General features: G+C 71.0%; 23 protein-coding genes. 18 read left to right on the top strand and 5 right to left on the bottom strand.

The genetic code is table 11. The features are described from left to right. Positions 1-45 precede the first annotated feature (45 nt). Both DQE82_RS25455 and DQE82_RS25450 read right to left on the bottom strand, forming a co-directional pair. Positions 46-1122, bottom strand: coding sequence for a phosphotransferase family protein (locus DQE82_RS25455; protein ID WP_113974409.1), 1077 nt, complete (start codon positions 1120-1122; stop codon positions 46-48). Positions 1123-1175: 53 nt separating this feature from the next. After that, positions 1176-1763 carry a TetR/AcrR family transcriptional regulator gene (locus tag DQE82_RS25450; RefSeq protein ID WP_113974406.1) on the bottom strand — a complete coding sequence of 196 codons (588 nt, stop codon included), beginning with the start codon at positions 1761-1763 and terminating at the stop codon, positions 1176-1178. Between the two features lie 193 nt (positions 1764-1956). Between DQE82_RS25450 and DQE82_RS25445 the strand changes: the two genes are divergently transcribed. Further along, complete coding sequence (locus DQE82_RS25445; RefSeq protein ID WP_113974404.1) at positions 1957-2889, top strand: SDR family NAD(P)-dependent oxidoreductase; 933 nt, start codon at positions 1957-1959, stop codon at positions 2887-2889. Positions 2890-2989: 100 nt separating this feature from the next. Continuing rightward, positions 2990-3805 (top strand): sugar phosphate isomerase/epimerase, encoded by an 816-nt coding sequence (locus tag DQE82_RS25440; RefSeq protein ID WP_113974402.1) that lies wholly within the window; start codon positions 2990-2992, stop codon positions 3803-3805. Positions 3806-3809: 4 nt separating this feature from the next. Here the strand turns inward: DQE82_RS25440 and DQE82_RS25435 are convergent, their stop codons facing one another. Next, a complete protein-coding gene (locus DQE82_RS25435) occupies positions 3810-4571 on the bottom strand; it encodes an enoyl-CoA hydratase/isomerase family protein (RefSeq protein ID WP_113974400.1) in 762 nt (253 codons plus the stop codon). A 172-nt stretch (positions 4572-4743) separates the two neighbouring features. On the opposite strand from DQE82_RS25435, the gene DQE82_RS25430 reads away from it, so the two are divergent. The 16 genes from DQE82_RS25430 to DQE82_RS25355 are packed head-to-tail and all read left to right on the top strand — an operon-like array spanning position 4744 to position 19221. Beyond that, positions 4744-5604, top strand: coding sequence for a CoA transferase subunit A (locus DQE82_RS25430; RefSeq protein WP_043324819.1), 861 nt, complete (start codon positions 4744-4746; stop codon positions 5602-5604). Next, positions 5601-6428 (top strand): CoA-transferase subunit beta, encoded by an 828-nt coding sequence (locus DQE82_RS25425; RefSeq protein ID WP_205797172.1) that lies wholly within the window; start codon positions 5601-5603, stop codon positions 6426-6428. The genes DQE82_RS25430 and DQE82_RS25425 overlap by 4 nt, the downstream gene beginning before the upstream one ends. A gap of 14 nt (positions 6429-6442) precedes the next feature. Next, positions 6443-7540 carry a nitronate monooxygenase family protein gene (locus DQE82_RS25420; protein WP_051611028.1) on the top strand — a complete coding sequence of 366 codons (1098 nt, stop codon included), beginning with the start codon at positions 6443-6445 and terminating at the stop codon, positions 7538-7540. A 2-nt stretch (positions 7541-7542) separates the two neighbouring features. Further along, a complete protein-coding gene (locus DQE82_RS25415; protein ID WP_113974398.1) occupies positions 7543-8418 on the top strand; it encodes an SDR family NAD(P)-dependent oxidoreductase in 876 nt (291 codons plus the stop codon). After that, positions 8411-9199 (top strand): SDR family oxidoreductase, encoded by a 789-nt coding sequence (locus DQE82_RS25410; RefSeq protein WP_113974396.1) that lies wholly within the window; start codon positions 8411-8413, stop codon positions 9197-9199. Before DQE82_RS25415 ends, DQE82_RS25410 begins: the two co-directional genes overlap by 8 nt. Before the next feature lie 60 nt (positions 9200-9259). Continuing rightward, on the top strand, positions 9260-9721 hold the full coding sequence (locus DQE82_RS25405) for a MaoC family dehydratase N-terminal domain-containing protein (protein WP_113974394.1): 462 nt from the start codon (positions 9260-9262) through the stop codon (positions 9719-9721). Beyond that, on the top strand, positions 9718-10227 hold the full coding sequence (locus tag DQE82_RS25400; RefSeq protein ID WP_113974392.1) for a MaoC/PaaZ C-terminal domain-containing protein: 510 nt from the start codon (positions 9718-9720) through the stop codon (positions 10225-10227). The genes DQE82_RS25405 and DQE82_RS25400 overlap by 4 nt, the downstream gene beginning before the upstream one ends. Continuing rightward, on the top strand, positions 10224-11012 hold the full coding sequence (locus tag DQE82_RS25395; protein ID WP_043324815.1) for an enoyl-CoA hydratase family protein: 789 nt from the start codon (positions 10224-10226) through the stop codon (positions 11010-11012). The genes DQE82_RS25400 and DQE82_RS25395 overlap by 4 nt, the downstream gene beginning before the upstream one ends. A 12-nt stretch (positions 11013-11024) precedes the next feature. Next, complete coding sequence (locus tag DQE82_RS25390; protein ID WP_113974474.1) at positions 11025-11999, top strand: NADPH:quinone oxidoreductase family protein; 975 nt, start codon at positions 11025-11027, stop codon at positions 11997-11999. 29 nt (positions 12000-12028) lie between these two features. Next, positions 12029-13279 (top strand): acyl-CoA dehydrogenase family protein, encoded by a 1251-nt coding sequence (locus DQE82_RS25385; protein ID WP_113974473.1) that lies wholly within the window; start codon positions 12029-12031, stop codon positions 13277-13279. A gap of 1 nt (position 13280) precedes the next feature. Continuing rightward, positions 13281-14420: an acyl-CoA dehydrogenase family protein gene (locus DQE82_RS25380; RefSeq protein WP_064446326.1), complete on the top strand. Its 1140-nt coding sequence runs from the start codon at positions 13281-13283 to the stop codon at positions 14418-14420. Between the two features lie 6 nt (positions 14421-14426). Next, complete coding sequence (locus DQE82_RS25375) at positions 14427-15443, top strand: acyl-CoA dehydrogenase (protein WP_113974390.1); 1017 nt, start codon at positions 14427-14429, stop codon at positions 15441-15443. 47 nt (positions 15444-15490) lie between these two features. After that, positions 15491-16369, top strand: coding sequence for an enoyl-CoA hydratase (locus DQE82_RS25370; protein ID WP_113974388.1), 879 nt, complete (start codon positions 15491-15493; stop codon positions 16367-16369). 8 nt (positions 16370-16377) lie between these two features. After that, positions 16378-17157, top strand: a complete 780-nt coding sequence (locus DQE82_RS25365) for an electron transfer flavoprotein subunit beta/FixA family protein (protein WP_113974472.1) — start codon at positions 16378-16380, stop codon at positions 17155-17157. Positions 17158-17169: 12 nt separating this feature from the next. Next, complete coding sequence (locus tag DQE82_RS25360; protein WP_113974386.1) at positions 17170-18129, top strand: electron transfer flavoprotein subunit alpha/FixB family protein; 960 nt, start codon at positions 17170-17172, stop codon at positions 18127-18129. Between the two features lie 57 nt (positions 18130-18186). Continuing rightward, positions 18187-19221 (top strand): MBL fold metallo-hydrolase, encoded by a 1035-nt coding sequence (locus tag DQE82_RS25355; RefSeq protein WP_113974471.1) that lies wholly within the window; start codon positions 18187-18189, stop codon positions 19219-19221. 334 nt (positions 19222-19555) lie between these two features. Here DQE82_RS25355 and DQE82_RS25345 read toward each other — a convergent pair whose 3' ends face one another. Next, the gene (locus DQE82_RS25345) at positions 19556-20731 is read right to left on the bottom strand and encodes a hypothetical protein (RefSeq protein ID WP_113974382.1); all 1176 of its coding nucleotides are present in this window, start codon (positions 20729-20731) and stop codon (positions 19556-19558) included. Then, complete coding sequence (locus DQE82_RS25340) at positions 20732-22252, bottom strand: McrB family protein (RefSeq protein ID WP_113974380.1); 1521 nt, start codon at positions 22250-22252, stop codon at positions 20732-20734. It lies immediately after the preceding gene. Between the last annotated feature and the right edge of the window lie 58 nt (positions 22253-22310).

Raw genomic sequence — 22310 nt, 5'->3', positions numbered from 1 at the left:
AGCCGGCTCACGCCACCACGCCGAGTGGGTACGGCCGGGCGCGGATCAGTGCCGGGGCAGCGCCGCCGCGAGGGCCGCCGCCCGGCCGGCGACGGCGGCCGCCTGCTCGGCGAACGAGGCCGCGGTGCGGTCGCGGCCGCTCATCGCGCCCTGCGTGACCCTGGTGTACACGCCCTCGAGGATGCACGCGGTCTTCCACCAGTTGTAGGCGACGAAGTAGTCGATCCGCCCCGGGTCGGTGCCGGTGGCGAGGCAGTACCGGGAGAGCAGTTCGTCCCGGGTCGAGAAGCCGGGCCGGACCGTGGCCGGGTCGTGCAGCGCGCGGGCCGTGTCGCCGGCCTGCGCCCAGTAGACGAGCAGTTGGCCGACGTCGGCCAACGGGTCGCCGACGGTGGTGAGCTCCCAGTCGAGTACGCCCTGGACCCGCCATCGCGAGTCGAGCATGCAGTTGTCCAGGCGGAAGTCGCCGTGCACGATCCCCGAGCGGGACTGCCCGGGCGCCGCGGCCACCAGGTGCTCGTGCGCGGTCTGCAGGTCGGGCAGGTCGCGGATCCTGCTCCGCTGCCAGTTCTCGTGCCAGCGTCCGAGTTGCCGGGTGAGGTAGTCACGGCGGCGGGCCAGGCCGCCCAGTCCGATGACCTCCGGGGCGAGTCGGTGCAGGGCCACGAGAGCATCGACGAGCGTGGGGCCGATGAGCGCGCGGTCGGCCTCGGTGGTGAGCCGCTCGACGTCGGCGGGGCTGCGCAGGATCACGCCGTCGAGGTGCTCGAGTACGACGAGGGGCGCGCCGGCCACCTCGCCCGTCTCCTCGACGGCGAGCACCCGCGGCACCGGGAGGTGGCCGTGCAGCCCGCGCAGGATTCGCGCCTCGCGCAGGACGTCGTGCGCGGTGGCCGGGTGGTTTCCAAGTGGTGGACGGCGCAGCACGACGACGTGGCCGGCCGCGTCGGTGGTCCGGTAGGTCAGGTTGGAGCGCCCGCCGGCGATGACCTTGTGCCGGAGGTTTCCCTGCAGCTCGGGCACCGCGCGGCTGAGCCAGGCGTCGACGCCCGCGGGCAGCCCGGCGTGCCGGGTGGGCTCGATCGGGGCCGGACCTGTCCGGGCGTGACCTGCTGCCGTCATGGGGGCGCCTCCTCATCCGGCACCACCCTAGCAAGCGCTTGGTTGCCTGATGCTCAGTCCTGGGCGAGAATGCCGTCGAGGAACACCGAGACGAAGTCGTCGGCGAAGTTCGCCATGGAGTACGACGGGGTCGGCTTGAACCAGCGGACCGAGAGCCACAGCGCGTCGCGCAGCATGCCGTGCAGCACCCGTACCGGGATGTCGTTGCGGAAGTCGCCCGTGGCGATACCGGCCTCGAGCACCTGGATCCAGGCCCGCTGGATCGTGGCGGCCGCCTCGCGGATGTGCTCGTAGCCCTCGATCTTGGGCAGGTAGCCGCTCGAGTTCTGGTAGATCTCGGTCGCGTGCGGGTGGGCCTCGATGTTGGCCAGCGAACTGGTGACGAGCTTGCGCAACTGGGTCGCCGGCTTCTCCTCGGACGCCAGGACTTCGCCGTAGCGGTAGGTCAGGTCGGTCAGGTAGTCCGAGATGATCGCGTTGACCATCTCGTCCTTGGACTTGAAGTGGTGGTACAGGCTGCCGGAGAGGATCCCGACCGAATCGGCGATCTCGCGGACGGTCGTGGCATCGATTCCCTTGGCTGCGAAAAGGTGGGCGGCGTTGTCGAGGATGACCGAGCGTCGGTCCTGGGTCGTCGACATATGGGTGCTCCCGGTTCCTCGAGCAATGTGTTGGTCAAGCGCTTGCTTTATATCACTTCGATGCCTTCAGCATGATAAAGCCAGCCTCCCTTGACCGGGGTGCTCGCAATGCCTAGGGTGGCGGCCAACCAAGCGCTCGTTCGGTGCCCGGAGCCCGCGCTGCGGATCCCGATCAGCCGAGAGGGGCTGCCCGATGCCCGACCCGATTCCCGCCGCCCCGTCCGGGCATCCGCCCGCCGCCCGGCCCGACCGGGCAGCCGGCCTGCTCGCCGGCCGTGTCGTCCTCGTCACCGGCGCCGCCGGCGGGCTGGGGGCGGCGTACGCGCGCGGCATCGCCGCGGCCGGAGGCCACGTGGTCGCGGTCGACGTCGACGCGGACGGACTCGAACGGCTCAGCGGGCAGATCGCCGCGGCGGACGGCCGGGGCTCGATCCGGGTCGCCGACGTCGCGGACTGGGCGAGCGCGCACGACGTCGTGCGTGACTGCCTCGCCGAGCACGGCAGGCTCGACGGTCTCGTCAACAACGCCGGCGTCTTCGCCATGGCCCGCGCCGGCGCCGAGTCCGAGGCCACTGTGCGCCGGATGCTCGAGGTCAACGTGCTCGGCGCCGTCGCCTGGGGCGACGCCGCCATCGCGGCGATGCGTATCCAGGGGCACGGGGTCCTGATCAACGTCACCTCGGGCGAGCAGATGGGCCGTGCCGAGACGGCCGTGTACGGGGCGACGAAGGCCGCGATCGCCACGCTCACCTACGCCTGGGCGGCCGAACTCGCCGAGGCCGGGATCCGCGTCAACGCGATCTCCCCGAACGCCCAGACCCGGATGGCCGAGGTGCTCGAGCGGTTCCGCGGCGTACCGAGCGGGCAGAACGCGGGCATCGCGCCCGAGGCCAACGTGCCGCTGCTGCTCTACCTGCTCTCCGACCTCAGCGCCGAACTGACCGGCCAGGTGCTGCGCTCCTACGGTCCCGAACTCATGCTGACGACCCACCCGGCGCTCGCCGAGCCCGTGCTGCGGGACACGGCGTGGACCCCGGAGCGCATCGCCGAGGCCGTCACGGCGCGGCTGCGACCGCACCTGGCGCCCCTCGGGGTACGCCGGGCGCGCATCGAATACCTCGACTGACCCGACGTCCGAGGCCGACCCGACGTCCGAGGCCGACCCGACGTCCGAGACCGACCCGACGTCCGACCCTCCGGACGACCGCCGAGCCGACAGGAGCCCGATGTCCGCCACGACCAACCCGGTCTGCGTCAGCGGCATGGCCGCGATGTCCTGGGCCCTGCCCGAGGAGATCGCGATGTACCGGCGTACCGGTGCCGACCTCGTCGGCCTGCAGCGCAGCAAGGTCGCCTCCTTCGGCGTGGCCGCTCTCGGTGACCTGCTCGCCCGGCACGACGTACGGCTCGGCTACCTCGTGCACAGCTTCACCGCCCACCCGGACGACGAGCCGGGCTGGGCGCAGCAGGTCGCGGCGTTGCAGCAGGGCGTCGTGGACGCCGGCCGGCTCGGGGCCGACCTCGTCTACCTCACCTCGGGCCCGTCGGCGCACCTGACGTGGGAGGAGGCGGCCGGCCGGTTCGCCGAGCGGATCGCTCCGGTCGTGGCCACCGCCCGCGAACACGGGGTACGCCTCGCTGTGGAGAACACGCTGCCGGTCAAGTGCGACCTCAGCTTCACCCACACCGCGCGCGACGCCGTCGCCCTGGCCGACCAATGCGGCATCGGCATCTGCCTCGACCTCTACTGCTGCTGGCAGGAGCGGGGCCTGACGGAGCTGATCCGCGACCGGGTCGGTCAGGTCGAGATTCTGCAGGTGTCCGACTTCCGGGTCGGCACCTCGACCTTCCCGAACCGGTGGGTGCCCGGGGACGGCGACCTGCCGATGGCCGGTCTGCTGGCGAGCGTGCTGCGGGCCGGCTACACCGGCGTCGTCGACGTTGAGTTGCTCGGCCCGGCCGTCGAGGCCGAGGGCGCCGAGCCGGCGCTGACCCGTTCGGTCGCGTGGACGCGTGCGCAGATCGCGGCGGCGCGTCCCTGAGCGCTCAGGGCGCGTCCGCCCATCGCGGCGCGCGTTTGGCGACGAACGCGGCCGCGCCCTCGGCCGCGTCCGGGCCGGCGAGCAGTTCGAGGGTCGCGAGCCGGTTGACCGCGGCGAGATCGCCCACGCGGGGGTCCAGGCTCAGGTGCATGAGCCGCTTGGTCGCCCGCACCGCGGCGGGGGAGTGGGTCGCGATCCGGGCGCCCAGCTGCAGCGCGCGCGGCAGGACCTCGTCGGCGGGGACCACGGCGTTGACCAGCCCCAGCTCGTGGGCCCGGGCCGCGGCAAGCGGTTCGGCGGTCAGTCCGAGTTCCAGCGCCACGGCGACCGGCAGGCGACGCGGCAGGTCGGTGCCGCCCTCGGTGGCGGCGATGCCGCGCCCCACCTCGGGCAGCGCGAAGTAGGCGTGCTCGGCCGCGACGACGAGGTCGCAGGCGAGGGCGAGTTCGAAGCCGCCGCCGACGGCGGGCCCGTTGACCGCGGCGATGACCGGCTTGCGGTAGCCGCCGCGCAGCAGCGTCAGCGGGCTGCGGGCCACGTCGACCAGGCGCCCCTCGGCCGCGGCGCGCAGGTCCATCCCCGCGCTGAAGGACAACTCGCCGGTGCCGGTCAGCACGATCGCGCGTACGCCCGGGTCCGCGTCGTACCGGAGCAGGGCGTCGGTCATCGCCAGGAGGGTGTCGGGATCGAGGGCGTTGCGCACCTGCGGCCGATTGATCCTGACGACTCCCACCGCGTTGACGCGCTCGCGCACCACGGTGTCCATCTTCCGCCCTCCTTGGCCACAGGGTCTTGACCCTTCCCCTGGGGCTGTTAGTGTACCAACCAAGCGCTTGCTACATGGCGACCTGGCCGCGGATGCCCGGCACGCGACTCGCCCTTCGCGCTGCTCACCACCGCTCGGGCAGTGCTCCGACAGACGCAACGATGAGGGACACATGGCCGACAAGACTCTGACCGCCCGCGACGTCGTGTCGCGGCTCGAATCCGGGATGACCATCGGCATCGGGGGCTGGGGCTCACGGCGCAAGCCCATGGCCCTCGTGCGCGAGATCCTGCGTTCCGACCTCAAGGACCTGACCGTGGTCAGCTACGGCGGGCCGGACGTCGGGCTGCTCTGCGCCGCCGGCAAGGTCAGGAAGGTCGTCTTCGGTTTCGTCTCCCTCGACAGCATCGCCCTCGACCCGCACTTCCGCGCCGCGCGGCAGAACGGCGCCGTCGAGATCGCCGAGTACGACGAGGGCATGCTCCAGTGGGGGCTGTACGCCGCCGGCATCCGCCTGCCCTTCCTGCCGACCCGCGCCGGGCTCGGGTCGGACGTCCTGAAGCACAACCCCGACCTCAAGCTCGTCCAGGACCCGTACGGCACCGAGCGGCTCGTGGCGATGCCGCCGCTGCGCCTCGACGCGGCCCTCGTGCACATGAACCGCGCCGACGCCCAGGGCAACGGCCAGTTCCTCGGGCCCGACCCGTACTTCGACGACCTCTACTGCCTCGCCGCCGACCAGGCCTTCATGTCCTGCGAGCGGATCGTGCCCACGGCTGAGCTGAGCGCCGCCGGGCACTCGGCGACCATCAAGATCAATCGCCAGCTCGTCGCCGGTGTCGTCGAGACCCCGAACGGCGCGCACTTCACCTCCTGCGCCCCCGACTACGAGCGCGACGAGGCCTTCCAGCGCGAGTACGTCAAGGCCGCCGGCGACCCGCAGGCCTGGGCCAAGTTCGAGCAGCGGTACCTGTCCGGTACCGAAGATGACTACCAGGCGGCCGTCGCCGCCCGAGCCGAGGAGGTCGCATGAGCAGCGCCGCCACCGAGTCCGTGGACCAGCCCACGGGCAGCGCCACCACCGCCGACGCGCCGGTGACCCGCGCCGAGTACTGCGCGGTCGCCGTGGCGGACACGTTCGCCGGCGACGGTGAGTCCATCGCCAGCGCCTTCGGCACGATCCCGGCCATCGGCGTCCGCCTCGCCCGGCTCACCGTCGCCCCCGACCTGCTGCTCACCGACGGCGAGGCCCACTTCGTCTCCGGCTCCTGGGAGATCGGCGCGGACCCGCACGCCACCGAGGGCGTCGTCATCGAGGGCTGGAGCCCGTTCCGCACCATCTTCGACCTCGTCTGGCACGGCAAGCGGCACGTCATGATGATCCCGGTCCAGATCGACGGACACGGCAACACCAACATCTCGGCCATCGGCGACTACACCCGGCCCAAGGTCCAACTGCTCGGCGTACGCGGCGCCCCCGGCAACAGCATCTACCACCCGACCAGCTACTGGGTGCCCAACCACTCCACGCGCAGCTTCGTCCGGACCGTCGACATGATCTCCGGCGTCGGCACCGACAGCGCCCGGGCCGCCGGCCCGGCCGCGATCGCGCACCACGAGCTGCGGCGCGTCGTCACCAACCTCGCGGTCCTCGACTTCGGTGGCCCCGACGGCACGATGCGGCTGCTCAGCCTGCACCCCGGCGTCACGCTCGACGAGTTCCACGCCGCCACCGGCTGTGCCGTGCACGTCGAGGGCGAGGTCCCGGCCACCCGCGAGCCGAGCGCCGAGGAGCTGCGCCTCATCCGCGAGGTCATCGACCCCCGCTCGCTGCGCGACCGCGAGATCCCGGCATGAGTCAGGGCCGCGGGATGCACCCGACGCTGCGTACCCGGGCGACCGACCTGTTCGGGGTGCGGTACCCGATCGTCCAGACCGGCATGGGCTACGTCTCCGACGTACGCCTGACCACCGCGACGGCCAACGCCGGTGGACTGGGCATCCTCGCGGCCGGCCTGCTCTCCTACGACGAGCTCGTGGAGGCCGTCGAGCAGATCCAGGCCGGCACGGACGCGCCGTTCGGCGTCAACATCCGTGCCGACCAGCCGGACGTCGTCAAGCGCATCGACCTGCTCATCTCGGCCGGGGTCAAGGTCGCGTCCTTCGCGCTGGCCCCCAAGCAGGAACTCATCGCCAGGTGCAAGGACGCCGGCCTCGTCGTCGTACCGTCGATCGGCGCGCGCCGCCACGCCGAGAAGGTCGCCGCGTGGGGCGCCGACGCCGTCATCGTGCAGGGTGGTGAGGGCGGCGGCCACACCGGCGGGGTGCCCACCAGCCTGCTGCTGCCCCAGGTCGTCGACGCCGTCGACATCCCGGTCATCGGGGCCGGCGGCTTCTTCGACGGCCGCGGCCTCGTCGCCGCGCTCGCCTACGGCGCCGAGGGCGTCGCCATGGGCACCCGCTTCCTGCTCACCAGCGACTCGCCGGTCCAGCCGTCGGTGAAAGACGTCTACCTGTCCAAGACGGTCAACGACACCGTGCTGACCCTGCAGGTCGACGGCGTGCCGCAGCGCGTGCTGCGCGCCGGCACGATTGACGAGCTGGAACGCACCTCCGCCGCCGGCCGGCTGCTTCGGGCCGTACGCAACGCCTTCGCCTTCCAGAAGCTGTCCGGCACGCCGTGGGGCGACATGGTCCGCGAGGGCCTGGCCATGCGCAAGGCCCACGACCTGACGTGGAGCCAGGTCGTCATGGCGGCAAACGCTCCGATGCTCTACCGGTCGGCCCTGCTGGAGGGCAGGACCGACCTCGGCGTCATGGCCACCGGCCAGGTCGTCGGACTGATCGACGACGTCCCGAGCGTCGCCGAGCTCATCGACCGCATCATCGACGAGGCCACCCGGACCCTCGACCGGCTCGGCGTGCCCGCGCCAGTCGCGTCGACCCCGGCCGGGCACAAGGAGGAGTAGTCATGGGAGCACTGCAGGGACGCGTCGTCGTCGTCACCGGTGCCGGCCGCGGCCTCGGCCGTGAGCACGCCCTGCTCGCCGCCGCCGAAGGCGCCTCGGTCGTCGTCGCCGACACCGGCGCCGCCGCCGACGGCACCGGCAGCGACCCCTCTGTCGTCGAGGCCGTCGCCGCCGAGATCACGAACGCCGGCGGGCGGGCCGTGGCCAGCACCGCGGACGTCGCCACCACCGAGGGCGCCCGCGAGCTGCTCGCGCTCGCCCGCGACACCTACGGACGCGTCGACGGCCTCGTCAACAACGCCGGCATCCTGCGGGACCGGATGTTCGTCAACATGAGCGAGGACGACTGGGACGCGGTCATCCATGGCCAGCTCCGCGCGACGTTCGCGCCGTGCCGGGTGTTCGCCGACCACTGGCGCACCGAGTCCAAGGCCGGCAACCAGCCGGTCGCCTCGATCGTCAACGTCTCGTCGACCTCGGGCATCATCGGCGCCGTCGGGCAGACGAACTACGGCGCGGGCAAGGCCGGCATCGCCGCCCTCACCGTCATCCTCGCCCAGGAGATCAGCCGCTACGGCGTACGCGTCAACGCGATCGTCCCGGTCGCGCGTACCCGGATGACCCAGGACCTGCCCGGCATCGGCGAGATGGTCGCCGCCCCGGCCGACCCCGCCGTGTTCGACGTCTACCACCCGGGCAACGTCTCCCCGCTCGTCGCCTGGCTGCTCACCGCCGACGTGCCGGTGACCGGCGAGGTGTACTACGCCAAGGGCGGCGAGATCCGCCGCTGCGCGCCGTGGAGTTACGACTGGACGATCGACAAGGGTGCCCGCTGGACCGTCGAGGAGATCGCGAAGGAGATGGCCGCCCGTGTCTGACACCGGTCACACCGACTGGGCCGGCCCGGCCCACGGGCTGCTCTCCGGGCGTTCGGTGCTCGTCACCGCCGCGGCCGGCACCGGCATCGGCTTCGCCACGGCGCGCCGCGCCGCGGAGGAAGGCGCGCGTGTCGCCGTCAGCGACCGCCACGAGCGCCGTCTCGCCGCGTCGGCCGACGAGATCGAGCGCCTCACCGGGACCCGGCCGCTCGCGGTGCCCTGCGACGTCACCGACCAGGCCCAGCTCGACCACCTCATGGACACCGTCGCCGCCGAGTTCGGCGGCATCGACGTGCTCGTCAACAACGCCGGCCTCGGCGGCACCGCCGCGGTGCAGGACATGACCGACGAACAGTGGGACTCGGTGCTGTCGGTGACCCTGACCTCGACGTTCAAGGCGACCCGGTCGGTGCTGCGGCACATGATCCCGGCCGGCAGGGGGGTCATCGTCAACAACGCCTCCGTCATCGGCTGGCGCGCCCAGAAGGGGCAGGCGCACTACGCCGCGGCCAAGGCCGGAGTCATGGCGCTGACCCGCTGCGCGGCCCTCGACGTCGCCGAGCACGGCATCCGGGTCAACGCGGTGTCCCCGAGCATCGCGATGCACGCCCATCTGGCCAAGGTGACCAGCGACGAGCTGCTCGCCCAGCTCTCGGCCCAGGAGGCGTTCGGCCGGGCCGCGACGCCGTGGGAGATCGCCAACGTGATCGTCTTCCTCGCCAGTGACTACTCGTCGTACATGACCGGCGAGGTCGTGTCCGTCTCGAGCCAGCACCCGTGACCACCCGCTGCGCGCCGGCGACCGTGCCGGCTCGCAGCGGACCAACGAAAGGAGCACGTCGTGGCCAACCCCGACGCGCAGGGCGTCACCGGCGCCCCCTTCCGGCTCGACGTCGAACGCGGCAAGATCCGCGAGTTCGCGCTGGCCACCGGCGCGGCTGACGCGGACTACCTGCGGGAGGAGAACCCGGTCGTACAGCCGACGTTCCTCACCACGACGTTCTTCTGGCAGGGCGAGGACTCCAACCCGTGGTCCGCGGTCGAGCTCGACCAGCAGCGCGGCCTGCACGCCGAGCAGCAGTACACCTTCTTCGGCGAGCCGCCCCGCGCCGGCACCCGGCTCACCTGCCAGTCGCGCATCGGCGAGATCTACACCAAGGTGGGGCGTCGCGGCGGGGAGATGACGTTCGCCGTGATGTACACCGACTTCCACGACGAGACCGGGCGTCTCGTCGCCCGCGCCAAGCTCACCGGTGTCGAGACGGCCCGCCCGCCGGCCACCGGGGACGGAGCGTCCGCATGAGCGACACGACGGCCACCGCCGGTCCCCGTACGATCGAGGTCGTCCTGCCCGTCCCGGCGACCCCTCCGGCGCGCACGTACGGCCCGGTGACCCGCACCGACTTCGTCCGCTACCAGGGCGCCTCGGGCGACATGAACCCGATCCACCACGACGAGGCCTTCGCCAAGGCGGCCGGGTTCCCCAGCCCCTTCTCGGTGGGCATGTGGCAGGCCAGCCTGCTCGGCACCTACGCCACCGACTGGCTCGGCGGCCCCAACGTGCGGGACTTCCGCATCCGGTTCCTGGCCCAGGTGTGGCCCGGCGACGTCCTCACCCTCGACGGCGTTCCGCTGCGCACCTACGTGCTCGAAAGCGAGGACGGCCGTGAGGGCCGCGTCGACGTCGAGCTGACCTGCCGGCGGCAGAGCGGCGACAAGGCCGTCACCGCGTGGGCGACATTCGTGCTGCCCCTCGACGTCGCCGTCGAGGCCGGCGAGCGGCCCGAGACCACCGAGGAGCAGGGATGAACCCCACGAGCCACCCGTCGGTGACGACGACCGTGCACGCCGACGGGATCGCCGAGATCGTCGTGGACAACCCGCCGGTCAACGCGCTGCCGGTGGCCGGCTGGTTCGCGCTCGCCGCCGCCCTCGACGCCGCCGGCGCCGACGAGTCGGTGCGGGTCGTGCTGCTGCGCGCCGAGGGCCGCGGCTTCAACGCCGGCGTCGACATCAAGGAGATGCAGCACACCGACGGCTTCACCGCGCTGCTCGGCGCCAACCGCGGCTGCTACGCCGCGTTCAAGGCCGTCTACGAGTGCCCCGTCCCGGTCGTCACCGCCGTCCACGGCTTCTGCCTCGGTGGCGGCATCGGCCTGGTCGGCAACTCCGACGTCATCGTCGCCTCCGACGACGCCACCTTCGGCCTGCCCGAGGTGGACCGCGGCGCCCTCGGCGCGGCCACCCACCTGTCCCGGATGGTGCCCCAGCACCGGATGCGCGCCATGGTCTACACCTCGGCCACCGCCACCGCCCAGGAGCTGCACGCGTACGGCTCGGTGCACAGCGTCGTACCCCGGGAGCGGTTGCGCGCGACGGCGCTCGCCGTCGCGACCAGCATCGCCGAGAAGGACCCCACGGTGATCCGCGCCGCCAAGGCCTCGCTCAACGGCATCGACCTGTGGGACGTCAACCGCAGCTACCGCTTCGAGCAGGGCTTCACCTTCGAGCTCAACCTCACCGGGGTCGCCGACCGGATCCGCGACGAGTTCGCCGGCACCGACAAGGCGGCGCGCCCGGGCAGCGAGGGCTGAGCCGTGCGGTCGATGGTGGTGCGCGAGCTCGGCGGTCCCGAGGTGCTCACGGTCACCGACGGGCCGCAGCCGCAGCCCGGACCGGGGCAGGTGCTCGTCGACGTCGCCGGCGCCGGGGTGAACTTTCCCGACGGCCTCATCGTCGCCGGCACCTACCAGACCAAGCCGGAACTGCCGTTCGTGCCCGGCTGCGAGGTCGCCGGCACGGTCGCGGCGCTCGGCGACGGGGTGACCGGCCCACCCGTCGGCACCCGCGTCGTCGGCTTCTGCGGCATCGGCGGCTACGCCACCCAGGTGCTCGTCGACGCGCGCATGGTCCACCCGTTGCCCGACGGCGTCGACCTCGTCGAGGCGAGCACGATCCCCGTGGTCTACGGCACGTCCTACCACGGCCTCGTCGACCGGGCCCGCCTCGCCGCCGGCGAGACGCTGCTCGTGCTCGGCGCCTCCGGCGGCGTCGGCCTCACCGCCGTGCAGATCGGCAAGGCCCTCGGCGCGACAGTGATCGCGGCCGCGTCGAGCGAGGACAAGCGTGAGCTGTGCCTGACGCACGGCGCCGACCACGCCATCGGCTACGACGACCTGACCGCGACGGTGCGCGCGCTGACCGGCGACGCCGGCGCCGACGTCGTCTACGACCCCGTCGGTGGCGACGCCGCCACCGCGGCGCTGCGCACCCTCGCGTGGGCCGGGAGATTCCTCACCGTCGGCTACGCGGCGGGCACGATCCCGCAGGTCAAGCTCAACCGGCTGCTGCTCACCGAGGGCGCGGTGCTGGGCGTCCTCTGGGGCGCCTGGGCAAGGCGCGACCCGGCGGCGAACGCCGCCAACATGACGACGGTGCTGGAGTGGATCGCCGCCGGCCGGCTGAGGCCGCACGTCAGCGAGGTCTTCCCGCTGGAGGAGGCCGCCCGCGCGCTCGGCACGGTGCTGAACCGTGGCGCTCGCGGCAAGATCGCCCTCCGCACGAACACAGGCAAGGAGTGACGGTGGCCGACGCGACCGACCTGACCCGGATGGACCTCGGCCCCGGCCCGCGCGCGAGCGAACTGCTCGCGACGTTGCGCACGTTCATGACCGAGCACGTCTACCCCGCCGAGAAGGTGTACGCCGCCCAGCTCGCCGCCGCGGCCCGCGAGAACGGCGGGGTGTCCCACGTCCTGCCGCCGGTCGTCGAGGAGCTGAAGGCGACGGCGCGCACGCTGGGGCTGTGGAACCTCTTCCTGCCCGACCTGTCCGGCCTCACCAACGTCGAGTACGCCTACCTGGCCGAGGAGACCGGACGCTCGCCCTACCTCGCCCCCGAGGCGATCAACTGTGCCGCGCCGGACACCGGCAACATGGAGCTGCTGCACATGTTCGGCACGCCCGAGCAGAAGCAGCGGTGGCTCGCCCCGTTGCTCGACGGCACGATGCGCTCCGGCTTCTCGATGACCGAGCCGGACGTGGCCTCCTCCGACGCGCGCAACATCGCCACCTCGATCGTGCGTGACGGCGACGAGTACGTCATCAACGGACGCAAGTGGTGGACGACCGGCGCCGCGGACCCGCGCTGCGCCATCCTCGTGCTGATGGGCAAGACGGACCCGGAGGCGGCCGTCTACCGGCAGCAGTCCATGATCCTCGTACCGGTCGACACCCCCGGGGTGACGATTCTGCGGTCGCTGCCGATCTTCGGTTACCACGACCAGCACGGCCACTGCGAGATCCGGTTCGACGACGTACGGGTGCCGGTGACGAACCTGCTCGGCGCCGAGGGCGAGGGTTTCGCCATCGCCCAGGCCCGCCTCGGCCCGGGCCGCATCCACCACGCGATGCGCTGCGTCGGCATGGCCGAGCGGGGCCTCGAGCTGATGGTGCGCCGGACGACGGCCCGCGAGGCGTTCGGCGGTCCGATCTCCGACCAGGGCGTGGTGCGGAACTGGATCGCCGAGTCCCGCATGGAGATCGAGCAGGCGCGCCTGCTCGTGCTCAAGGCGGCGTGGCTCATCGACCAGGTCGGGATCCAGGGCGCCGCGACCGAGATCGCCGCGATCAAGGTCGTCGCGCCCCGGGTCGCCCGCAACGTGCTGGACCGTTCGATCCAGGCACACGGCGGCGGTGGGGTCACCGACGACTTCCCGATCGCCCGGATGTGGGCCAGCGCCCGCATCCTCGGCATCGCCGACGGCCCGGACGAGGTGCACCTGCGCACGGTGGCGCGTACGCAACTACGCCGCTACCGCGACACGCCGGCGACGGTTTCCGCCGGGACGGGACGGGACTGAGATGGATCTGACCTGGTCGGCACAGGACGAGCAGTTCCGTGCGGAGGCCCGCGACTGGCTCACCGCGAACGTACCGCGGCAGCCGCTGCCCTCCGGCGACACCGCGGCGGGCTTCGCCGCCCACCTGGAGTGGGAGCGGGCACTGCACGCGGACCGGTGGTCGGTCGTGTCGTGGCCGCAGGAGTACGGCGGCCGCGAGGCCTCGATCTGGCAGTGGCTCATCTTCGAGGAGGAGTACTACCGGGCCGGCGCGCCGCAGCGGGTGACGCAGAACGGCATCTTCCTGCTCGCCCCGACGATCTTCGAATTCGGCACGAAGCAGCAGCAGGACGAGCTGCTGCCGCGGATGGCGGCGGCGCAGGACCTGTGGGCCCAGGGCTGGTCCGAGCCGGGCGCGGGCAGCGACCTGGCCGGGATCACGTCCCGGGCGGTACGGGACGAGCAGGCCGGCGGGTGGCGCCTGAGCGGGCAGAAGACCTGGTCGACCCGGGGCGCGTTCTGCACCCACCTGTTCGGGCTGTTCCGTACCGACCCGCAGGCGCAGCGGCACCGCGGACTGACGTACTTCCTCGTGCCGTTGGACACCCCGGGCGTGACGGTGCGCGGGTTCGACCGGCTCGACGGTGACGAGGGCTTCGCCGACGTGTTCTTCGAGAACGCGTTCGTACCGGACTCGGCGGTCCTCGGCGGCGTCGACCAGGGCTGGTCGGTCGCGATGTCGACGACCGGCTCGGAGCGGGGACTGACGCTGCGCTCACCGGGGCGTTTCCTCAAGGCGGCAGCCGCGCTCGTGGCGCTCGCGGGCGAGCGGGGCGAAGCGGCGACCGACCTGCTCCGCGACCGGGTGGCGCGCTCGTGGATGCAGGCGCACGCCTACCAGCAGTTCACGCTGGCTCAGGTCACCGACATCGTCGAGGGTCGCCCGGCCGGCGCACGTTCGAGCCTCAACAAGGTCTTCTGGTCCGAGCTGGACATCGCGTTGCACGAGACGGCGCTGGAACTGCTCGGCCCGGACGCGCTCGTCGACGGGCCGTGGACCCGCGGCTACCAGTTCTCGCTGTCGGGCCCGATCTACGCGGGCACCAACGAGATCCAGCGCAACATCATCGCCGAGCGCCTGCTCGGTCTGCCGAGGAGGTGATCACGCGTGCGTTTCGCTCCGAGTGACGAGCAGCGGGAGCTGGAGGCGGTCGTCCGTCAGGTGCTCACCGACCGGTGCCCGCCGCAGACGGTACGCGCCGGAGCCGGATCGGCGCAGGTGGCCGCACTGGCCGAGAGCCTGGCCGGTCTCGGCGTTGCGGGGCTGCTCGTGGCCGAGGACGACGGAGGGCTGGGCCTGGACGAGAACCACCTCGTGTCGGTCTTCGCGCAGATCGGGTACGCCGCCGCGCCGCTGCCGCTCACGGCGACCCTCGCGGTCGCCCCGGCGGTGCTCGCCGCGGGCGCTCCGGACCTGCTGGCGAAGCTCGTCGACGGGGGCCTCACGGTCGGCGTCGACCCTGCGGAGACCGGGCATGTCGCGTTCGGTTCCGGTGTCGACCTGGTGCTGCGCGGCGGCTTCGGTGGGACGGGGCGCATCGAGATTCTCGACGTGTCCGACGCGGCGGTCTCGACGTCGCCGTCGGTGGACGTCGCGCTGGACCTGACCGGGTACGCAGGCGCGCGGCTCGTGGCGGCAGTGGACGACCCGCAGGTGGTGCGGCTGGCCTGGGAGCGCGGGGTGCTGGCGACCTCGGCCGAGCTCATCGGGCTGTCCCGGCGGATGCTCGACCTCACTGTCGAGCACGTCCGCACCCGGGAGCAGTTCGGGGTGCCGATCGGCAGCTTCCAGGCGGTCAAGCACCACCTCGCCACGGCGCTGCTGCACCTGGAGTTCGCCGTACCGGTGGTGGCGACGGCCGGGTTCGAACTGGCCGCGGGCCTTCCGGGCCGGCTGCGCGCCCTGGCGACGGCCAAGGCGCTGGCGTCCGAGGCGGCGCACGTCGTGGGCCGGGCCGCCCTGCAGTGCCACGGCGCGATCGGTTACACCACCGAGTACGACCTGCACCTGTTCCTCAAGCGGTCGTGGGCTCTGGAGTCGTCGTGGGGCAGCGCCGCCTGGCACCGGGCGGCTCTGCTGGACGACCTCGGTGTCGGCCTGACCGGCGTGCGCCCCGCGTCCTGACCGCCGGCCCCGCACGACGTACACCGACCCGTGAGAAGGAGATCCAGATGAGCGAGACCAGCGGCGTGGCCCCGCAGGCGGCGGCGGAGGTCGTCCGGTACGAGACGCGGGGGCCGGTGGCCGTCGTGACGATGAACCGGCCGGAGTACCGCAACGCGCAGAACTCGGCGATGACCTACGCGCTCGACGACGCGTTCTACCGCGCGGCCGCGGACGACGAGGTGAAGGTCATCGTCCTGGCGGGCGCGGGGAAGCACTTCTCGGCCGGCCACGACATCGGTACGCCGGGCCGGGACATCGACTCGTCGTTCGACCGGCGGGCCGGACTGTGGTGGGACCATGTGGGCAAGGCCGGGGCCGACAGCCGGTTCGCCCGGGAGTCCGAGGTGTACCTCGGGATGTGCCGCCGCTGGCGTGAGCTGCCCAAGCCGATGATCGCGATGGTGCAGGGAGCGTGCATCGCCGGGGGCCTCATGCTCGCCTGGTCCTGCGACCTGATCGTCGCCTCGGACGACGCGTTCTTCGCCGATCCGGTCGTCCGCATGGGGATCCCCGGCGTCGAGTACTTCGCCCACCCGTGGGTGATGGGTCCGCGCTTCGCCAAGGAGTTCCTCTTCACCGGCGACCGGATGCCGGCGGCGCGCGCCGCCGAGCTGGGCATGGTCAACCGGGTGGTCGCCAGAGACGAGCTCGAGGCCGAGGTCATGGGGCTCGCCGCACGGATCGCGCAGATGCCGCGTCTGGGTCTCGCGCTGACCAAGAAGGCGGTCAACCAGGCCGAGGACCTCATGGGCCTGCGGGACGGAATGGATTCGGTGTTCGGGCTGCACCACGTTGCGCACGCGCACAATGCCGAGGTGGGCAGTGACTCCCTCGGTGGCCAGGACGCCCGGAGCATGCGTGACGCCGCGAGACAGGAAAGGTGATCGAAGCGATGAATATCGTCGTACTCGTCAAGCAGGTGCCTGATTCGGGCGCGGACCGCAGCCTGCGTTCTGACGACAACACCGTCGACCGCGGTTCGGCGAACAACGTCATCAATGAGATGGACGAGTACGCCATCGAAGAGGCGTTGAAGATCAAGGAAGCGCACGGTGGTGAGGTCACCATCCTGACGATGGGTCCGGACCGGGCGACCGAGTCGATCCGTAAGGCGCTGTCCATGGGCCCGGACAAGGCCGTCCACGTGGTGGACGACGCCCTGCACGGTTCCTGCGCGGTGGCCACCTCGAAGGTCCTCGCCGCCGCGCTCGGGCAGTTGGGCGCCGATCTGGTTCTGTGCGGTGCGGAGTCGACCGACGGCCGGGTGCAGGTGATGCCGCACATGATCGCCGAGCGGCTGGGCGTGGCCGCGCTGACCGGCGCGCGCAAGCTCACCGTCGACGGGTCCAGCCTGACCGTCGAGCGGCAGACCGAGGAGGGCTACGAGGTGGTCACCGCCTCGACCCCGGCTGTGGTCTCCGTCTGGGACACCATCAACGAGCCGCGGTACCCGTCCTTCAAGGGCATCATGGCGGCCAAGAAGAAGCCGGTGCAGACGCTCTCCCTGGGCGACCTGGGCGTGGCCCCGGCCGAGGTGGGCTTCGACGGCGCCACCAGCGCGGTGGTGGAGCACTCCAAGCGCCCGCCGCGTTCCGGCGGCGAGAAGATCACCGACGAGGGCGACGGCGGCGTGAAGCTGGTCGAGTTCCTCGCCTCCGAGAAGTTCGTGTGAGAGGTCACTGACATGTCTGAGGTTCTCGTCGTCGTCGAAGCCACCCGGGAGTTCGGCGTCAAGAAGGTCACCCTCGAGATGCTCACCCTCGCCCGCGAGCTGGGCACCCCGAGCGCGGTCGTCCTCGGTGGCGCCGGCGCCGCCGAGGCGCTGAGCGCCAAGCTCGGCGAGTACGGCGCGGAGAAGATCTACGCGGCCGAGGGTGAGGAGATCGACGGCTACCTGGTGGCCCCCAAGGCGACTGTGGTCGCCGACCTCGTCGCGCGGGTGCAGCCGGCGGCGGTGCTGCTGGCGTCGTCGCAGGAGGGCAAGGAGATTGCCGCGCGGCTGGCGGTGAAGCTGGACAACGGCATCCTGACCGACGTGGTCGGCCTGGCCGCCGACGGCACCGCCACGCAGGTGGCGTTCGCCGGCTCCACGATCGTCAAGGCGAAGGTCACCAAGGGTCTGCCGCTGGTCACCGTCCGGCCGAACTCGCTCAACCCGGTCCCGGCCGCGGCCAGCCCGGCGGTGGAGCAGCTGACCGTGTCGGTCACCGACGCGGACAAGCTGGCGAAGGTGGTGGAGCGGGTCGCGGAGCAGAAGGGCTCCCGCCCCGAGCTGACCGAAGCCTCTGTGGTGGTGTCCGGCGGGCGGGGTGTCGGTAACGCGGACAACTTCAAGCTGGTCGAGGAGATCGCCGACCTGCTCGGCGGCGCGGTCGGCGCGTCCCGCGCGGCAGTCGACTCCGGCTACTACCCGCACCAGTTCCAGGTCGGCCAGACCGGCAAGACGGTGTCTCCGCAGCTGTATGTCGCGCTGGGTATCTCCGGGGCGATCCAGCACCGGGCCGGCATGCAGACCTCGAAGACCATCGTCGCGGTCAACAAGGACGCCGAAGCGCCGATCTTCGAACTCGCCGACTACGGCGTGGTCGGCGACCTGTTCAAGGTCGTCCCCCAGGCCGCCGAGGAGATCCGCAAGCGCAAGTGACACAGTCGTGTCGGTCATGCTCTGGATGGAGGACGGCGAATGGTGGGGGCAGCAGCGATGCGGGTCGAGCCCGATGACGTGACGTCGGACTGGACGCGTCCGGGCGTGTTCGAGGTGGCCGCCGGGGTGTACCGCATTCCGCTGCCGCTACCGCAGGACGGTCTGCGATCGGTGAACGTGTACGCCCTGGCCGGTGACGACGGCCTCGTGCTGGTCGACTCGGGCTGGGCCATCACGGCGGCCCGACAGGCATTGGACGCGGCCCTGGCTGCCCTGGGCGCGGGCCTTGCGGACGTACGCCGGTTCCTCGTGACGCACGTGCACCGCGACCACTACGCGATGGCGGTGGCCGTACGGCGCGAGTTCGGCACCACGGTGAGCCTCGGCGAGGGCGAGGAACCCTCTATCCGCGAGCTGTCGACTCCGGGCCACCGGCCGATGTCCGAACACTGGCAGGCGCTGATGCGATGCGGTGCGGGCGAGATCGTCGAAGCGCTGCGCGCGCGGGCCGAGTCGGCGCGGCATGATCCGACGGACTGGGCGGCGCCGGACGACTGGTTGGCCGGGGGAACCGACGTCGTCCTACCGACCAGGACCCTGCGGGTGGTGGCGACCCCGGGACACACCCGTGGGCACGTCGTCTTCCTCGATCGCGACGCGGAGCTGATGTTCACCGGCGACCACGTCCTTCCGCACATCACACCGTCCATCGGCTTCGAGGCGGCGGCCGCGGCGCTGCCACTCGGGGACTACCTGGATTCGTTGCGGTTGGTCCGGTCTCTGCCCGACCAGCGGATGCTGCCCGCGCACGGCCCAGTCGGCCCGAGTGTCCACGCGCGCGTCGACGAACTCCTGCACCATCACGCGAAGCGACTCGACCAGGCGTGCGGGGTCGTGCGTGACGCGACGACGGCTTACGAGGCGGCGGGTCAACTGACCTGGACCAGGCGGGAGCGTGCCTTCGCCGACCTGGACCTGTTCAACCAGATGCTTGCCGTCACCGAGACGGCCGCCCACCTCGACCTGCTGGTGGCGCAGGGGCGGCTGAAGGCTGCCGACGTCGACGGAGTGCGCCGCTACGCCCCGGCGTGATTGCTCTGGACAATCCCGTTGGAGCCGGCCGCGGTGGGCGTAAGCGCGGTGATCACTTGGGTGCCAGCTGCAATCCGGCACCGATGATGACCATGGACTTCCGGGCTGCCAGCGGCTCCGACATGTAACTGTTGCCTGAACGGCCCGGACTGCTGGTTCGGGAGACCGCGTTGGCGAAGTGGTCGAGTCCGTAAATCGCAGCACGCACGACCTCCTCCATGAGCGGCCTGACGTAGCACAATCGCCGGATGAGCGGGCGGCGGCTTTCGACCTCCACTTGGAAGAGGTGTGGGCCGGGTGCTGCGCCGGAGTCGGCTGTGGCGCTTGAGCTGACTCAGCCGCCGTGAGTCTGGGCGGCAGCGAGCGCTGAGCTGAGAACCGGCACGCCTATCGTGGCGATCCAGAGGTCGCCGACGGTGACGTGGCTGCCTTGGCCTTCATGGCCCGGGTAGAGCAGTGCAGCTCGCTGCACGTGGAGTCGGCGGGCGTAGGTACTCAGCTGGTAGAGCTCGTCGGCCTTCGGTTTGGCCTGCCAGTGCCGGTACTTGGCGTCGTAAACCGCCACGGGCTTGTGCTGTTCGTCGAGGATGACGAAGTCCGCGTACGCGGTCATGGGCTGTGGGTCGTCGGTGAGCGCCACGGGGTGTTGAGCTGAAATTCGGTGTCCGGCTGGTAGTTGGTTCGCGAGCCAGTGGCCGACGTAGGTCTCCCAGACCTTCGTCATGTTGAACAGGACCGTGACGCCGGAGGCACCGGCGGCGGTCGGAAGCACGGTTTGGCCGGCGAGGACGAGCAATGCCAGCGCGTAGGCATTTTGGTATCGCGACGGTATGAAGGTCGGGCGGCGCTGCATCAGTCGTTGAGGGTCTGCGACTTGCGAGATCGACGCGAGGCATGGGCTGAGTGCTCGCAGCCGGGCCGACAGCGCCTGATCGGGGTAGTGCTGCTGTAGGAGCACTCGGTGCGCGGCGGCGATGGTCTGGTTGAGCTGAATGTCCTGGGTCAGGCGCTTGGCCTTGGTTACCAGGCGATCGGGGCGCCCGAGATACTTGGCGAGGTGGGTAGTCACATCGGGGCTGCCAGGGTAGGGCGATCGGGTGAAGGTTCGAGCTTGGTACTCCTTGGCTAAGCCAAATCCGACCAGGCGCTCTGTCTCCCGAGCGAAAGCGGTGGCGATGAGATCGACCAGGCCACGGCCGGCGCTGCCAGCGGCTGCGGTGTCGCGTAGCAGCACGGGCGGGCGTGTGGCAAGCTGCAGCAGCTCACGGAGATCCGCGAATGGAAAGCGGCTGGCGATGTCGACCGTGCGCAGGGAACCGAGCGTGAATCGTCCAACGTACGGCCCTGGTTGCACGTCATAGAGCCCGGGCTCCCCAGACGGCAGGATCTGCTGGATGATCCGGGGCTCGTCCCGTCGGGCCGCCGAGCCGCGGGTCAGCCGTCCCAGTTCGCCGGCTTCCCGCTCGGTGAGCGCGACCCGGCTGACCTTGTATTCGCGCAGGTGCAGCATTCAGCTTCGCTCGGCGATGAGGGCGCGGATATCGACGTCCAACCGGTCCAGATCTTCTGGCCGCTCGAACCAGTGCTCTGCCAGGTACGGGTACAGCTGGTAGGACCAGATGGTCTCGGCTGTTGCGGCGTCGATCTGCTCGACCATCCAGTACGAGTGGCCAGGGCTGACCGGTGACTGGCGACCAACTCGGTCGCGGATCATCCGGAACATGCCGAGCAGCAGGTCGGCGTCCACGTCGGAGCGCACGCTGGACCACCTGGTGAGAACGTCATCGCTGGGGTGCAGGTGGAAGGCGTTGAACCTGCGGCGCAGGGCGAAGTCAACGAGTGCGAGGCTGCGGTCTGCCGTGTTCATGGTCCCGAGGATGATGACGTTGGGCGGCACCGAGAACTGCCGTTGCGAGTACGGCAGCACTGCTGGTTTGACAGCCCGGTACTCGAGCAGGAAGAGCAGCTCACCGAAGACGGCAGCAAGGTCAGCTCGGTTCATCTCGTCGATGACGAGCACGAACACGTCATCGGGTGGGCCTTTGCGTGCCCGCTCGCACAGCTTCAAGAACACCCCATCGCGCGGGGTGTAGCGCAGGGCGCCGCCGTCGGCCAAGTCGGGCCGCAGGCCTTCGACGAAGTCTTCGTAAGAGTATGCCGGGTGGAACTGCACGAGTTCGACATGGTCGGGCGAGGTCGCGAGGTGATGGGCAAGCTTCAAGGCGACCCACGTCTTCCCGGTCCCAGGGGGCCCGAAGAACACCGCTTGACGCATCGGTCCGTGTAGCGCCGCAACCCATTTGTCGATCTGCTCCACGGGCAGGAAGCACTGGTCTGCCACCTGTTCAACGGTGAGTCGTCCGCTCGGAGGAACGTCGATAACCGTCGCTGTTTTGGCAACGGGCCCTGCGACGCTTGGTGCGGTGGCGGCCCGCATGATGTTTGTGAGCACCGCGTCCGCTTCTTGTGGCGCGACACCATACTGTTCACGCCACGTCCGCAGGGCCTGACAGAATCGCTCGTAGCCGACCTGACCGTCCGCTCGGAACGTCTTGCCCGATACGTGAGCGAGGCCCTTCATCGTGGCATTGATACAGACCCCGAACTGCTCCGGATCGCGAAGATACAGCAGCATGCTCGGCAACGACGAGCCTGCACCGGGCAGCACCGAACGGTCGGTGAACATGCGGCCGAGCAACGCCAATGCCTCGTCGGCCGGAGAGGACCACAGCTCCGCGACTACGCGGTTGAACCGGTCGATGTCTTCGGTCAGCTTGTTCATCACGGCCCCGGCGAAGCCGGGCGAAAACCGGTCCAGGCGCACCTGGCCGGTCTTCTCATGCCGGTTGAACAGCCGCCCCAGCTGCAATGCCTCGTCGACGCTCATGGAGCCAGCGCGTTTGTCGAGTAGGTCGCGGGCATCCGCCTCGGCCTCGACGCGTGCCGCCACGAACCGCTCGCCGAAGATCTCCCGAACCTCGGCTAGCGATTGGGGTGTCGTGCCAAGTGCTGACTGGGTATCGTTCCCCATCGCTCTCCCTGCGATCCAGTGGGCGCACTACGAATTGGCGGCGTCAGCGAGAAGACTA

This window comes from Micromonospora sp. LHW51205, assembly GCF_003315815.1.
Classification (GTDB): domain Bacteria; phylum Actinomycetota; class Actinomycetes; order Mycobacteriales; family Micromonosporaceae; genus Micromonospora; species Micromonospora chalcea.
Note: the sequence above shows the minus strand (reverse complement) of the source record. Positions and strands in the feature narration are given on the sequence as shown.